We start from the raw sequence: 14344 nt of genomic DNA on the forward strand, positions 1-14344 counted from the left end.
CGTCGAATATTTTGGCAATGAATATTTCGATACTGAGTTAAGCTGGTACGGTGACCTCGACCCCGGACGCCGCCGACCGCCACATCGAGCGTTGGCTGCCGGTGGTCCCGGACCTCGACGCGGACGTCGAGGGGGCGGTGACCAGGATGATCCGACTGACCCGACACCTGCGGGCGGTCAAGGAACGGGTCCTGGTCGATCTCGACCTCTCGGCCCACGAGTACGAAACACTGCACGCCCTGGCCGGCCGTCGAGGCCGGGCGGCGCCCTCGGACCTCGCCGCGGACCTGGCGATGGCCCCCGCCTCGATCACGGCGCGGGTGGACGCGTTGCTGCGGCGGGGTTTCGTGCGCCGGATTCCGTCGACAGTCGACCGTCGACGGGTCGACGTGGAGCTCACCGAGGCGGGGCAGGCCGCGTGGCGTGGGGCCATGGAGGTCCAGGGTGCCGAGGAGCACCGGCTGTTCGGTGCGCTCACCGCGACCGAGCGGCGACGCCTCTCCGACCTGCTGCGCCGGGTGCTGCTCGTCGCCGAGCAGCCGCAGGGGACGCCGGAGCCCTGAGCACGCCGGAAATTGCTGGCGGTGCGCGTACCGCCGATGCAAGGGTGACCGGCGTGACTGCGCATGCTCTGGCCGGGGCCCTGGCCGACGACGGACGGCGACGAATCTTCGCGGCGATCGTGCTGGGTGCGACCAGCACGATCGACGTCGCAGAGCGGACCGGGCTGCCCGCGCGGGCAGTGCTCACCGGGGTCCGCCGGCTCACCGAGGCGGGTCTCGTCACCGGCGCGGACGGCGCATTCGCGGCCGACCATGCGTCACTGCGGGAGGCCGCCCGCGACAGCCGTCCGGCCGACGACGCCGATCCCGGCGTCGACCCGGTGCTGCGGACCTTCCTGCGAGGGGACGTCCTGGTGGGTCTGCCGGCGCAGCGGGGCCGGCGGCGGGTGGTGCTGGCACACATCGCCGAGCAGTCGTTCGCGCCGGGCACCCGTTATCCGGAGCGGGCCGTCGACGACGTGCTCAAGAAGTGGTGCGCCGCCGGCGGGTCGGACCACGCGACGCTGCGCCGTTACCTGATCGACGAACAGTTGCTCACCCGCGAGCACGGCATCTACCAGCGACACTGATCGTCGGCCGCACACATCGTCTGGTCACGGAGCATCTTGCTAGCCTCGGCGCATGACCTCCTGCACGCCCGCCGACGGCCCACCCGACCTGTTGTTCCTCCTCTCCTGGGCGAGTCACGCGTTGCAGACCGAGCACGCCGCAGGGTTGGCCGAGTTGGGCATCTCGCCGCGGGCGCACTACGTGCTCGCACAGGCCCGCACGGGTGACCTGACCCAGCGCGAGATCGGCGAACGGTGCGGCGTGGACAAGACCACGATGGTCGTGACGCTCGACCAGCTGGAACGGGCCGGGCTGGCCGAACGGCGTCCGGTGCCGACGGATCGCCGGGCTCGGTTGGTCGCTGTGACACCGGCGGGGGAGCAGGTCCTGCGGCAGGCGCAGCAGGTGGTCCAGCGAATCCAGAACGACGTCCTCGCCGCCCTGCCCGAGCAGGACCGGGAGGCGTTCCTCCGGGCCCTCCTGGCGCTGGTCGGCGGCCCACTGGCCAACACCTCCCCGTACGCGCCGGGAGCCCGCTCCGGCTGTTAATCCCGAGAGAGATAGTTCCGAACAAGACTATCTGTTACGGTCGTACTCGTTCGTTTCCCCTGAACGAGGAGCCGTCATGAGTGCTGCCGCCGTCACGAACCCCACCACCTCATCGCTACGCCGCCGCGCCCTCGGCGTCGTCGCAGCCGTCGTCTCCTGCCTGGCCATCTGGTCGATCGGTGCGCTGGCCGGCGTCGACTACACGGTCGAGAGCCCGGGGCAGCCCGCCACGGTCATCGGGGTTGGCGCGATCGTCATGGTCTCCCTGGGTGCCGCCCTGCTCGGCTGGGCGACGCTGGCCCTGCTGGAACGGTTCGCCCCACGCGTCGCCCTTCCGATCTGGATCTCGTCGGCCGTCGTGGTGACGCTGCTGTCCTTCGCCCCGCTGCTCAGCGTCGATGCCAGCGGCGGCGCGAAGCTGGCCCTCGGAGCGACGCACGTCGCCGTGGCGGTCACCCTCATCGCCCTGCTGCCCCGACCCCGCCGATAACTGGCGGTCAGCCTGCCTCACTTGGTGATCAAGAGGTTTGCGTCAGCAATCGTGCCCAGGGTGACGCGAACCTCTTGATCACCGATTCCGACGAGGCGCTGCTAACATCGCCGTCATGGCACGAGGTATCTGGTCGCAGAAGGTTCGCTCCGCCCGCTGACGGCGGCGTCCTTTCTGCTGAATTCGCGCTCGCCGTCCCGGTTCCCGCCGGGCGGCCGTCAGTCGCTGCCCGGCTCCATCGCGAGCTGCGGAGCACCGTTGAACCTCAACCCTAACCACGAAACCACGCCCCTGCCCGTCGAGGCGGGTGGCAGCGCCCACGTACGCGCCACCACCGTCACCGTGACCCGCGGGTCGCGTCGCGTCCTGAACGACGTCTCGGTCACCGTCTCCGCCCGGTCACGGGTAGCGGTCGTCGGCGAGAACGGCCGCGGCAAGACCACCTTGCTGCACGTCCTCGCCGGGCTGATCACGCCGGACGACGGCACCGTCGCGCGGGCCGGCACGATCGGCCTGGCCCGCCAGGAACTGTCCGTCCGCGAGGGCGAGACGGTCGGCACCCTGACGTCCGAGGCGCTGGGCGCGTCGCTGGCCGCCGTCGCCGCACTGGACGCGGCAGCCATCGCCGTGGCCGAGGGCGACCCGACCGCCGAGGACCGCTACGCGAGCGCGCTCGACGCCGCCACCCGGCTCGACGCCTGGGACGCCGAACGCCGCGTCGACGCGGCACTGGAGGCACTCGACGCCTGCCCGGACCGCGACCGTCCACTGGCGACATTGTCTGTCGGACAGCGGTACCGGGTGCGGCTGGCGTGCCTGCTGGGCGCACGCCACGACGTACTGCTGCTCGACGAGCCGACCAACCACCTGGACGCCGACGGCCTGGACTTCCTGACCACTCGGCTTCGCGAACACGACGGTGGTCTCGCCGTGGTCAGCCACGACCGGGCGCTGTTGCGCGACGTCGCGAACCGGTTCCTCGACCTGGACCCGACCCGGGACGGAAAGCCCCGGCTGTACGCCGGCGGCTACGACGCCTGGCAGGAGGCGCGTCGTCGCGAGCGGGAGCACTGGGAGCAGGACCACGAGCAGCAGCAGGTCGAGCACCGACGACTACAGGACGCGGTGTCTAAGGCCCGCGACCGGCTCTCCACCGGTTGGCGACCGGACAAGGGGACCGGCAAGCACCAGCGTCAGTCCCGTGCACCGGGTGTCGTGCAGGCGCTGCACCGGCAGCAGGACGCGTTGCGGGCACACCGCGTCGACGTACCGAAACCGCCGCCGGCGTTGCGGATGCCGGATGTCGGGGTGCGGCGGGGCGCGCCGCAGGTACGCGTGCAGAGCGTGGCGGTCGAGGGTCGGCTCCCCGGTCCGGTCGACCTCACCGTCGACGGCGGCGACCGGTTGCTCGTCACGGGGCCCAACGGCACCGGGAAGTCCACACTGCTCGCGGTGCTGGCCGGCGCACTGGAACCCACCGACGGGTACGTCTGGACGGCGAAGGACGCCCGGGTCGCCCGGGTCACGCAGGAGACCGCCGGGCAGACCCCCGACCTCACGGCCGACGAGGTGTACGCCCGCCGGGTGGGGTCCCTGGTCGCCCGGGGAGCGCTCACCGACGCCGATGCCGTGTCGCTGGGATCGTTGGGGCTGCTGGACTCCGTCGCGGCGCGTACCCCCGTCGGGCGGATGTCGCAGGGGCAGCAACGCCGTCTCGACCTGGCGATGGCGCTGGCCGGGCGGCCCACGCTGATCCTGCTGGACGAGCCGACGAACCACCTGTCGTCGACCCTGGTCGACGAGCTGACCGCCGCGATCCGCGACACGAGCGCCGCCATCGTGATCGCCACGCACGACCGGCAACTGCTGCGCGACCTGGCCGACTGGCCGCGCTTGCGCATCGGTGGGCCGGGCGGGCGAACGCGTGGGGCAGGCCGGAAGCAGGTGTAATCCCGTTGACCGGGCGGTGATGATCGACAGGTGACCGTCACCGCCCGACCAACGTGGTCGATCAGTGCCACCCGACCCGACCAGCCCGACGCGGTGCGACTGCTGCGCGAGTACATGACCGAGATGGTGGTCCGCTACCACCGCCGACAGGCCCTGCCCGGTGAGGTCGACGCGGCGTTGGCCGAGATGCCCGGCGACGACCTGACCCACCCGAGTGGACTGCTGCTGCTCGCCCACCACGGCTCCGACCTGGCCGGCTGCGCCGGACTGCGCTGGCAGTCGGACTGGGCCGAGCTGACCCGGGTGTTCGTCCGACCCGAGCATCGAGGCGCCGGAGGAGGTGCCGCGCTGCTGGCCGCCGTCGAGCAGGCGGCCCGTACCGCCGGGGTGGGCCGGATCCGCCTCGACACCCGCAACGACCTGGTCGAGGCTCGCGCCCTGTACGCCCGGCACGGGTACGTGGAGATCCCGGCGTACTCGTCGGGCCCCTACGCCGAGCACTGGTTCGAGAAGCAGTTGACGTACGCGTCCGAAGGCGCTAAATAAGAAGAGGAAGTTGAGTCGCACCGACTCAACTCATCACCTTCGGCCAGGAGAACCGAGGAGGCATGACCATGTTGATGCGTACCGACCCGTTCCGCGAGATCGACCGGCTCGCCGAGCAGTTCTTCGGTACGGCAGCCCGTCCCGCGACGATGCCCTTGGACGCGTACCGCGACGGGGACCACTTCTACGCGGCGTTCGACCTGCCCGGCGTCGACCCCGACACCATCGACTGCACCGTCGAGCGCAACGTGCTCACCGTCCGGGCCGAGCGTCGCCGGCCCAGCGGCGACGGCGTCGAGCTGGTGGCCGCCGAACGTCCGATGGGCACCTTCACCCGGCGACTGTTCCTGGGCGACACCCTCGACACCGACAAGCTCGAGGCCGGCTACGAGCACGGGGTGCTGACGCTGCGCATCCCCGTCGCCGAGCGGGCCAAGCCCCGCCGGGTCACCATCAGCGCCAACGGCGAAGGACGCCGCCAGATCAACGCGTGATCACGGCCTCGGGTGGGATCGGCGCGCCTGCACGACGATCCCACCCGAGGCTGAGAGCCTTTTTCACATGGTGTTACCCGACGCTCCGGTGCTCGCCCGCCCGTCCGCGACCCCCGCTCTGCCGAGCGGGCCGGTCGAGGTCACCGAGGCGTGGCTGCGCAACCGGCGGTTGTCCGAGCACACCCGCGACGCGTACCGCCGTGACGTCACCAGTTGGCTCACCTGGTGCGCCGGCCGAGACCTGGACCCGCTGCGGGCCACCTTCCTGCAGGTCAACGAGTACGCGCGGGCGTTGGAAGCCACCATCGGCGCCCGTAGCGGCCGGCCGCTGACACCGGCGACCGTGGCGCGACGGCTCTCCGCGCTGTCCAGTTGGTACGACTTCCTGGTCAAACTGGGCGCGGTCCCGGCCAACCCGGTCTCCGGCGCGGACCGCCCTCGCGTCGACCGGGACCACTCCGCCACCCTGGGGCTCACCCCCGAAGAGGTCGACGCGCTACTCGCGGCCGCGGACGCGGACACCGGAGTGACCGCTGCCCGCAACCGCGCGGCGATCGCGCTCCTCGCCGACCTCGGCCTGCGGGTCGGGGAGCTGATCTCGCTGGACCTGACCGACCTCGGCACGGAACGCGGCCACCGCAGCGTGCGCTTCGTCGGCAAGGGCGGCAAGCAACGCCGCCGCGCCCTCACCCCCAGCAGCGGGTACGCCGTGGACGCCTACCTGGCCGAACGGGCCGCCGCCGCCGGTGTGCCGGTGACGCAGCTGACCGGGCCACTGCTGGTCACCGCGACCGGCGGCCGGCTGGACCGGCACTCGGTGTTCCGGCTGGTGCGTCGGCTCGCCCGAGCAGCGGGTATCCCGGCGTGGGCGAAGCTGTCCCCGCACTCACTGCGGCACGCGTTCGCCACCACCGCCCGCTCCGAGGGCGTGCCGTTGGAGGACGTGCAGGACGCGATGGGGCACGCCGACCCGCGCACCACCCGCCGCTACGACCGGGACCGGCACAACCTCGACCGCGACCCGGCCTACGCGGTCTGGGCCGCCCGCTCCCGTCGGCGCGCCTGACCCAGGCTGGTCGGCGTCGGCGTCGGCGCGGGCCGAGCCACCCTGGTCCCCGTCGGCGCGGGCCGAGTCAGCGCGGTCAGCTCTGCGGGCGGGGGCAGATGCAGAACGGCTGCCCGATCGGGTCGAGCAGCACCACCCATCGGTCACCACCGGGCTGGAAGTCCGGCTTGGACGCACCCGCGGCGACGAGCTGCTGCTCCGCCGCAGTGAGGTCGTCGACGTAGAGATCCAGGTGGTAACGCTTGTCGCCGGTCTTGTCCGGCCAGGACGGCGGCTGGTAGCCCTCCACCAGGCCGAAGCCGATGGAGACGCCACCGGACCTGATCATTGCGTACTCCGGTTGGCTGTGGGTGACCTCCCAGCCCAGCGCCTCGTGGTAGAACGCGGCGTGGCCGGCGGGGTCGGAACTGTCGAGGTTGACCATGGCGAGGTCCGCAGAGACTGTCACGCGGGCAGTATCCCGCCGAGGTCCGACAACTCCGGCCCACGACGCTCGCCACGACGCCGAATGGCGGGCCCTCGCCCTACGGTCGCGCCGAACCCGGTGATCAACACGGGTTCGGCGAAGTCGGGGTATCCCAATGCCTCGGACACCCCAATTTCGGTGAACCCGTGTTGATCATGCCGATAGATGACCAACGCGGCGCAGGGTCAGGGGCCGTCGAGGGGCCAGAATGTCTGCCGTGCCGCGCCATCGCGGCAGAGCAGCCCGGTGCCGGCCCGCCGGCAGTCGGTCACACCCGCCGGGAGCACCGCGGACACCCAGTGACCGTCGCGACCCACCGTCGCGACCAGTGAGCGTCTGCCGTCCGCCGCCATTCCCAGCACCAGCAGGGGTTCCGGGGCGCCCCGGGGGCCGGGCACGGTGCGCCAGCGCGCGCCCGCCGGCCACGTCCACAGCCGCACCCCGGTGCTCGCGTCGATCGCCCAGCGTCCCCGCTCGTCCTGCCCGCAGATCAGCCCCTGGCAGGGCCGAAGGGTCACCTCGCCCGGTGGCACCGGCACCTGCCAGCGCGGAGCCAGCCCCGGTAGGTCGTACCCGGACAGCGCCGCCGCGCTGCCGCTCGGGTGGCGCAGCACCAGATGCGCGCCGGCGACCTGGGGATTGTCCGGGCCGTAGTCGGCCGGCGGGAGCCGTCCCCGACCGCGCTCGGTGCCGTCATGGGCGTCGAGCAGCCGGGTCAGCCCGTCGTCCTGCACCAGCAGCACCCGCCCGGGCAGGTCGGGAAGCGGCCGCAGCACCGCCGTGGAGGGCAGCGGGACCGACCAGCGGGTCGCGCCGGTGGTCGGGTCGACGCCGTGCACCGTGCCCTCGACCCGACGTCCCGGTTCGGAGGCGCTGCGTACCTCGCTCACCGCGACCGCCGCGTCCCCGGCCGCGTACACCCGCTCGGGTCGCCGCCACACCGGCTGGCCGGTCCGCATCGACCGTGCGGAGGTCGCCCGCGCCCCGCGCGCCTGGTCGCGTTCGACAAGCAGGAGCAGGTCACCGGCGGCCTCGGCGGACCACCCGGCCGCGGGCGGCACGGTGACCCGCCACCGGGGCGGGCCGCCCGGCGCGGCCGGGTCGTAGGCGCTCAGCGTGGGTGGGTTCTGGTCGGGGTCGACGACCAGCAGCAGCGGCCCCGCACCGAGCACCGTCGCCCGGGCGGGCACCGCCGGCCCGACCTGGGGTGTCAGGCGCGCGGCCGGGGCTGCGCCGCCGAGCAGGGCACACGCCGCCACCAGCATCGCCGCCCGCCAACGGCGCGACACCTGCGGCGGCGGGCGGTCGTCGACTGGCGAACCCCAGTCGTCTCCCAGCTCGATCAGCACCGACATGCGCGCCCACCCATCCGTTCGCGCCGCCCGTTCAGCAGAGCAGGTCCAGGTGGTGGTGGGCGTCCTCGGCGATCTCCTCGTGCCGCAGCCACCGGCGGGCCCACAGTCGGGCGGCCAACTCCGCCTGCTCGTCACCCCAGGCGGCGTGCTCGACGAGCAACGCGGTCGTCAGCGCGTACGCCAGGCGCAGCGCCAGGCCACGAGCGCCGGCGAGCACCCCCGGCGAGGCCGGGTCGGCGGTCACCGAGGTGATGGTCTCGCCCAACCGCGCGGCGGTGGCGGCCAGCGTGTCGGCCAGCACCGGCGACAACGGTCGGGCCAGGTCGACGGCTGCGGCGAGTCGGGCCAGCACCGGCGCGCCGGCGTCCTCCCGGGTCAGCGCCCGCAGCACGTCCAGGGCCAGCACGTTCGTGGTGCCCTCCCAGATCGGCAGCACCTGGGCGTCGCGCAGCAGGCGGGGCACGCCGGTGTCCTCCACGTAGCCGGCCCCGCCGAAGCTCTCCACGTACTCGCTGGCAGAACTGACGGCCAGTCGACCGGTGGCCAACTTCGCCAGCGGCGCCACGATCCGCAGCTCCGCCGCGGCCACCGGGTCGGCGCCGACCTCGACCCGCCCGAGCAGGGCGAACGCGTGCCCGGCCAGGGCGAACGCGCCCGCCGCGTCGACCGCGAGGGTGCCCAGGGTGGCCCGGTGCAGCGGCGAGGACACCAACGCGCCGCCCGCCACGTGCCGCACGTCGGCGTACGCCCGGGCGTAGGCGAGACCGCGTCGCATCCCGCCCGCCGCCGCTGCGGCGTTGTGCACCCGGGTCACCACGACCAGGGTCATCGCCCGAACCAGGCCGGCGACCGCCGGGTCGCCCAGCGGCAGCGCGTACGCGTCGCGCAGACCGATCTCGGCGGTCGGCAGCGCCCTCGTGCCGAGCTTGTCCTTGAGGCGGTGCACCGTGACACCCGGCGCGGGCGCTCCCGGGGCCGTGCCGTCGGCCAGCGGTGAATCGACCGCGTACCGGGGAACGAGGAACGGCGCGAGCACCCGGCTGCCGCGCCCGGCGCCCTCCGGCCGGGCCAGCGCCACCGCCATCGCCGCGTCGGCGGCGGAGCAGAACCACTTCTCCCCGGTCAGCCGCCAGGACCCATCCGCCGCGGGTCGGCCGATCGTGCTGGAGCGGCCCAGGTCGGAGCCGCCCTGCGCCTCGGTCATCCACTGCCCGCTGGTGATCGCCTCGGCCGGGTCGGTGGAGATCAGCCGAGGCAGCCACGCGTCCCGGATCCCGTTGTCCACCTCGGGCAGGCTCAGCAGCGCGGCAGCCCCGTCGGCCATCGCCACCGGGCAGGAGAACGTCGCCGACTCCGGCCCGTACAGGTGCAGCAGGGCGTGCTGCACCACCCGCGCGGCGGCGCCCCAGGTGCCGCGGGCGTCCGGCAGGTAGGGCAGCGCCACCACCGCGTGCCGGGCGGCGGCGGCCCGAGACGCCTGCCAGCCGGCGGAGGTGTCGATCCGGTCGACCCGCGCGCCCCACGCGTCGTAGCGGACCAGCGTCGGCGGGTGCGCCTCCGCGTCGGCGTGCGCCGCGCGCAGCGGCCCGGCGACGTCGGCGGCCAGGTCGGCGAGGCGGCCCTTCGCGGCGGCGTGCCCGTCCGGGCCGAGGTGACGCTCCAGCCAGGAGCGCAGCAGGCCGTCACCGGCGTACGGGTCGACGGGGGGTGGCACCGGCTGAACGAAGCGGCTCATCGATCGGCTCCTGGCACTGCTCGGGGGTGTGCGCCGACGGTAGACGATCCGTGGCCGCCGCGAACAGGGTGAGTCCCCGGATCCGATTTTCGGCATGTCGTACCTCGGTGCGACGACGTTCTCTACGGTCGGTAGTCGTGGGTGCCGGTCAGTCGTGGAGCCGACCGGCCCGGCGCAGCCGCCCGATGCGCACCGGGTTGGCGTTCGCCGGGTTCGGTGTGGCGCTGTGCTGCGTCGGCGTGGCCGGCCTGGCCGCCTGGAACCTACAGACCGTCCGTCAGGCCGCCGGCCCGATCCGGGAGACCGCCGACGGGTTCTTCAGCGAGGTGGCCCTCGGCGACAGCGACCGGGCGTACGAGCGGCTCTGCGAGGACGCCCGCAGCCGGTGGAGCGCGGTCGGCTTCACCAGCTGGGTGCGTACCCCGCCGATGGTCACCGACTACGAGATCACCGACGTGTCGGTCGCCACCCACAGCGGTCGACCGCAGGGCACGGTGACGGTGAAGGTGACCCGTGACGGTGGACTCAGCGAGGAACGTCGCCTACCGGTGGTCCGCGAGGGCGGCGACTGGCGGGTGTGCGGTGACCCCTTCTGAACCGCCGGCCGTCACCCCGGCGCGTCCCTGGTTGCTGCGCCCGCGCCAGGGGGTGCAGCCGACCACCTCGACGGAACTCTTCTTCGACCTGGTGTTCGTCTTCTCCATCACCCAGTTGTCGCACTACCTGATCGAGCACCCGGACTGGCGTGGCGCGCTGCGTACCGCGTTGTTGCTGGCCCTGGTCTGGTTCGTCTGGATCTACACCACCTGGGTGACCAATTGGCTGCAACCGGACCAGGGGCCGGTACGGGCGATGCTGATCGGGGTGACGCTGGGCAGCCTGTCGCTGTCGGCGGCGATCCCGCAGGCGTTCGCCGGGACCGGGTTGCTCTTCGCGGTGGTCTACGTGGGCGTGCAGGTGGGCCGGACGATGTTCGCTCTGTGGGCGACGCGCGGCAACCCCTGGCTGGTCTCCGGGTTCCAGCAGTCGCTGCCGTGGATAGCCGGCACGTCGGTGTTGATGGTGCTCGGCGGTCTGGTCGGCCCGGTGGCGCGGGAGGCGCTGTGGGCGGCGGTGATCGTGATCGAGGTGGTCGGCCTCTGGATCGGGTACCCGTTGCCGAGGCGGGGGCGCAGCCGCCCCGAGCGGTGGATGGTGGAGGGCGGGCACCTGGCCGACCGGTGCGGGGCGTTCGTGCTGATCGCGCTGGGTGAGTCGATCCTGGTCACCGGGGGCACCCTGACCCGGCACGTGGACCTGGTGACGTTCGGGGCTTTCCTGTTGGCGTTCGCCGGTTCGGTGGCGCTGTGGTGGGTGTACTTCGCCCGCTCGGCCGCCGCCGCCACGGAGGTCGTCGCGCGGGCCGGCGAGCGCACCGGCGCGTTGAGCCGGGTCGCGTTCAACTACCTGCACCCGGTGATCGTCGCCGGCGTCATCGTCACCTCCGCGGGCGACGAGCGGCTGCTGCGCGAGCCCGGCGCTCCCACCACGACGGTCGCCGCGCTGGTGGTCCTGGGTGGCCCGGCACTGTTCCTGGCCGGTCACGCCGCCTACAAGGCGTTGCTGTGGGGGCGCACGCCGACCAGCCGGATCACGGCGGTGGTGGTGCTCCTGGTGCTGATACCGGTCGCCGTGGGCTTGGACGTGCCGGTCGCGGTGTGCGCCACGGCGGCGCTGGTCGTGACGGTCGCGGTCATCGTGACCGACCAGCTACGGGCAGTGTGAAGCGCCCGCCGACCACGAAGGTCGGCGGGCGTTCCGTGCCGTACGACGTCAGCAGAATTCGAAGTTCGACCCGGACGGGAAGGTGAGGTTGCCGGAGAACATCCAGCCGCTGCGGTACTGACCGTTGACGTAGGCCTCACCGTGGTACCAGAGGTTCCCGGCGTCGTTGTACAGGCGGCAGTCGATGGAGAACTCGGTGTTGGCCGGTACGGAGTACGAACTGCAGCCGGAGTACGGCCCCGTCCGCAGCGGCGACGACTTGCCGCTGACCGTGTAGGCATAGCCCCAGTCGTAGGGGCCCCAGTCCTCGGCGGAGCAGGCGGCTGCGCTGGTGGCCGCCCCGGCGACCTGTGCGGTCGCGGGGGCGGCCCCGACGACGAGCGCTGCTCCCAGGGCGGACACCACAGCGGCGACCCTGAGGATTGTTCGTGCGGACACGGTGCCTCCTTGGCGGTTAGCGATCGTTGCCCAACCAGGCTGGCAAGCGCTTCGGCCGCGACGGAAGAGTGCGAACATGTCCCGAACAGTCATCCTGTGTCCGGGCTGCTCACGACCTTGTCCGGACTTGTTCGGTTGTTCGTCGGCGAACACGCGCGATGCCGCGAACATTGCAGTGCGGCCGTCGCAACGGCGATCAGCGGGGGGCGCTCGCCGGCCCGAGGTCGCCGCTGCGGTAGTGCCGGCGGCAGAGCACCTGGTAACGCACCTCGGCGGTGTCGACGGTGTCACCGATGACGACCTGCGCGCCCTCGCGCACGACCTGCCCGTCGACGACGCGGGCGTTGAGCAGCCCTTCCCGGCCGCACCAGCAGAGCACCTCGACCTGGATGCGGGCCACCTCGTCGGCCAACTCGAAGAGGCGTTGCGCGGCGGGGAACAGGCAGGACCGGAAGTCGGTGGCCAGCCCGAACGCGAACACGTCGACGTCGTAGCTGTCGACCAGCTCCGCCATCTGCTCGACGTGTTCCACGGTGTAGAAGCACGCCTCGTCGCAGATCAGGTAGTCCACGCGTACCCCGTCGGCCCACCGGCCGCGCACGAGCGCGCGCAGGTCCAGGTCGTCGGTGACCTCGATGGCCTCGTGGGCCAACCCGATGCGGGTGGTGACCTGCGGGCCCAACGACCTGTCGATGCGGGTGGTGACCAACCCCCGACGACCCTGCCGGGCGTGGTTGTAGTTCATCTGCAGCGCCATCGTGGACTTGCCGCAGTCCATCGGCCCCCAGAAGAACTTCAGCGCCGCCGCGTGCACCGGCCGCCCGTCCAGCCCGCGCGCCGCCGCGCACCCGGCCGGAGCGTGCGGCTGACCGGGGAACGGGTGGGCGAGGCAGGTCGGGGCGGTGGCGGCGTCGTCAGTCACGGTCGGGCAGCCTAGCCGATCGGCCACTGCTGATCTGTCGGGCGCGGGATACGTGCTCAGAGCACCCGCGGTGGCGTGTTGCCGGCGGCCACGATGGCACGGCGCATCGGCACGGCGGCCAGGAGCAGGAACCCGACCACGAAGAAGATCAGCAGTGAGACCAGGCCCACCCGGTAGGAGGAGGTGAGCTGGAACACCAGGCCGAAGGCGAGCGGGCCGAGCCAACTGGTGCCCTTGTCGCTGATCTCGTAGAAGCCGTAGTACTCGCCCTCCTTCCCGGTGGGGATGAGCTGGCTGAACAGCGACCGGCTCAGCGCCTGGCTGCCGCCCAGGACCAGGCCGATGGCCGCGCCGAGGACCATGAACGGCACGGGCGCCTCGGCGGGCAGCCGGAACGCGGCGATGATCACACCGGTCCAGAGCACGAGGCTGAGCAGCACGGTCTTCCACGCGCCGATGCGCCGGGCCAACGCCCCCAGGCTCAGCGCCCCGCCGAAGGCGAGGAACTGCACCAGCAGGATCGTGATGATCAGGGTGCTCTGTTCCAGACGTAGTTCCTCGGTGCCGTACTGGCTGGCCAGGGTGATGACGGTCTGGATGCCGTCGTTGTAGACCAGGAAGGCGAGCAGGAAGTACAGCGTCAACGGGTACGCCTTGATCTCGCGGACGGTCCGGCCGAGTTGGCGGAACCCGTCGGTGAGGACGTTGCCGCCACCGGTCAGCGCCGCCGCCGGCGGGCGCTCGCGCAGCCACCGCAGCGGGACCAGCGTGAACAGCGCCCACCAGACTCCGGCGGACACGATCGACCAGCGGGCCAGGTCCAGGGTGCGTTGCGGGTTGTCACCGTCGTCGAGCAGGGTGATCGCGACCAGGTTGAGCGCCAGCAGCAGACCGCCGCCGAGGTAGCCCAGCGCCCACCCGCGACTGGAGATGCCGTCGCGTTCGTCGGGGCCGCCGAGCTGCGGCAGGAACGAGTTGTAGACCACGATCGCGGCGCCGAAGGAGATGTTGGCGACCAGGAAGAGCGCCCCGCCGAGCAGGTAGCGGTCGCCGGTGACGAACGCCATCGCGATGGTGGCGCCGGCGCCGGTGAACGCGGCCCCGCCGAGCAGCCGCTTCTTGTGCGCCGACCGGTCCGCGATCGCCCCGATGACCGGCAGCACGAACACGGTGAGGAACACCGACAGCGAGATCAGGTACGGGTAGTAGGACCCGGCGGCGACCTTGATGCCGAGCGGGTACACGAAGCCGTCGCACGAGTCCGCGCCCAGCTCGCAGCCGGCCGCCACCTCGGCGACGGTGGTCAGGAACGGGCCGAGGAACACGGTGATGACGGTGGTCTGGAACGCGGAGTTGGCCCAGTCGTAGATGTACCAGCCCCGGCGCTCCCGGCGGGTGCTCGCGGGAGGCGGGGTGTCGTCCACCGTGGGGGTCACGGTCTCGGCCATCGAGGTCCT

General features: G+C 72.4%; 16 protein-coding genes. 10 read left to right on the forward strand and 6 right to left on the reverse strand.

Annotated features, from left to right (window positions below; all coding sequences use genetic code 11):
• Positions 1-50 precede the first annotated feature (50 nt).
• The 8 genes from O3438_RS05370 to O3438_RS05405 all read left to right on the forward strand — a co-directional run bounded on the left by O3438_RS05370 (position 51) and on the right by O3438_RS05405 (position 6207).
• On the forward strand, positions 51-563 hold the full coding sequence (locus O3438_RS05370; RefSeq protein ID WP_269678870.1) for a MarR family winged helix-turn-helix transcriptional regulator: 513 nt from the start codon (positions 51-53) through the stop codon (positions 561-563).
• Between the two features lie 53 nt (positions 564-616).
• Positions 617-1132, forward strand: coding sequence for a DUF2087 domain-containing protein (locus O3438_RS05375; protein WP_269678871.1), 516 nt, complete (start codon positions 617-619; stop codon positions 1130-1132).
• Between the two features lie 52 nt (positions 1133-1184).
• Positions 1185-1661, forward strand: coding sequence for a MarR family winged helix-turn-helix transcriptional regulator (locus O3438_RS05380; RefSeq protein ID WP_088989594.1), 477 nt, complete (start codon positions 1185-1187; stop codon positions 1659-1661).
• A gap of 76 nt (positions 1662-1737) precedes the next feature.
• Positions 1738-2151: a DUF6069 family protein gene (locus O3438_RS05385; protein ID WP_269678872.1), complete on the forward strand. Its 414-nt coding sequence runs from the start codon at positions 1738-1740 to the stop codon at positions 2149-2151.
• Between the two features lie 258 nt (positions 2152-2409).
• Positions 2410-4101 (forward strand): ABC-F family ATP-binding cassette domain-containing protein, encoded by a 1692-nt coding sequence (locus tag O3438_RS05390; RefSeq protein ID WP_269678873.1) that lies wholly within the window; start codon positions 2410-2412, stop codon positions 4099-4101.
• 30 nt (positions 4102-4131) lie between these two features.
• The gene (locus O3438_RS05395; RefSeq protein ID WP_269678874.1) at positions 4132-4647 is read left to right on the forward strand and encodes a GNAT family N-acetyltransferase; all 516 of its coding nucleotides are present in this window, start codon (positions 4132-4134) and stop codon (positions 4645-4647) included.
• Positions 4648-4715: 68 nt separating this feature from the next.
• Positions 4716-5141: an Hsp20/alpha crystallin family protein gene (locus O3438_RS05400; RefSeq protein ID WP_088991665.1), complete on the forward strand. Its 426-nt coding sequence runs from the start codon at positions 4716-4718 to the stop codon at positions 5139-5141.
• 67 nt (positions 5142-5208) lie between these two features.
• Positions 5209-6207 carry a tyrosine-type recombinase/integrase gene (locus tag O3438_RS05405; protein WP_269678875.1) on the forward strand — a complete coding sequence of 333 codons (999 nt, stop codon included), beginning with the start codon at positions 5209-5211 and terminating at the stop codon, positions 6205-6207.
• Between the two features lie 76 nt (positions 6208-6283).
• Here O3438_RS05405 and O3438_RS05410 read toward each other — a convergent pair whose 3' ends face one another.
• The 3 genes from O3438_RS05410 to O3438_RS05420 all read right to left on the reverse strand — a co-directional run bounded on the left by O3438_RS05410 (position 6284) and on the right by O3438_RS05420 (position 9763).
• Positions 6284-6655 (reverse strand): VOC family protein, encoded by a 372-nt coding sequence (locus tag O3438_RS05410; protein ID WP_269678876.1) that lies wholly within the window; start codon positions 6653-6655, stop codon positions 6284-6286.
• A 203-nt stretch (positions 6656-6858) separates the two neighbouring features.
• Positions 6859-8028: an outer membrane protein assembly factor BamB family protein gene (locus O3438_RS05415; RefSeq protein WP_269678877.1), complete on the reverse strand. Its 1170-nt coding sequence runs from the start codon at positions 8026-8028 to the stop codon at positions 6859-6861.
• A gap of 31 nt (positions 8029-8059) precedes the next feature.
• Positions 8060-9763 carry an acyl-CoA dehydrogenase family protein gene (locus O3438_RS05420; RefSeq protein WP_269678878.1) on the reverse strand — a complete coding sequence of 568 codons (1704 nt, stop codon included), beginning with the start codon at positions 9761-9763 and terminating at the stop codon, positions 8060-8062.
• Positions 9764-9900: 137 nt separating this feature from the next.
• Between O3438_RS05420 and O3438_RS05425 the strand changes: the two genes are divergently transcribed.
• Both O3438_RS05425 and O3438_RS05430 read left to right on the forward strand, forming a co-directional pair.
• Complete coding sequence (locus O3438_RS05425) at positions 9901-10359, forward strand: Rv0361 family membrane protein (protein WP_442929560.1); 459 nt, start codon at positions 9901-9903, stop codon at positions 10357-10359.
• A complete protein-coding gene (locus O3438_RS05430) occupies positions 10346-11527 on the forward strand; it encodes a low temperature requirement protein A (protein ID WP_269678879.1) in 1182 nt (393 codons plus the stop codon). The genes O3438_RS05425 and O3438_RS05430 overlap by 14 nt, the downstream gene beginning before the upstream one ends.
• Before the next feature lie 48 nt (positions 11528-11575).
• Here the strand turns inward: O3438_RS05430 and O3438_RS05435 are convergent, their stop codons facing one another.
• The 3 genes from O3438_RS05435 to O3438_RS05445 form a co-directional block, all read right to left on the reverse strand.
• The gene (locus tag O3438_RS05435) at positions 11576-11965 is read right to left on the reverse strand and encodes a hypothetical protein (RefSeq protein ID WP_269678880.1); all 390 of its coding nucleotides are present in this window, start codon (positions 11963-11965) and stop codon (positions 11576-11578) included.
• Between the two features lie 196 nt (positions 11966-12161).
• Positions 12162-12887, reverse strand: coding sequence for a thymidine kinase (locus tag O3438_RS05440; protein WP_442929561.1), 726 nt, complete (start codon positions 12885-12887; stop codon positions 12162-12164).
• A gap of 56 nt (positions 12888-12943) precedes the next feature.
• Positions 12944-14335, reverse strand: a complete 1392-nt coding sequence (locus O3438_RS05445; RefSeq protein ID WP_269678881.1) for an MFS transporter — start codon at positions 14333-14335, stop codon at positions 12944-12946.
• Positions 14336-14344 lie beyond the last annotated feature (9 nt).

The organism is Micromonospora sp. WMMC250 (assembly GCF_027460215.1).
GTDB classification, from domain to species: Bacteria; Actinomycetota; Actinomycetes; order Mycobacteriales; family Micromonosporaceae; genus Micromonospora; species Micromonospora taraxaci.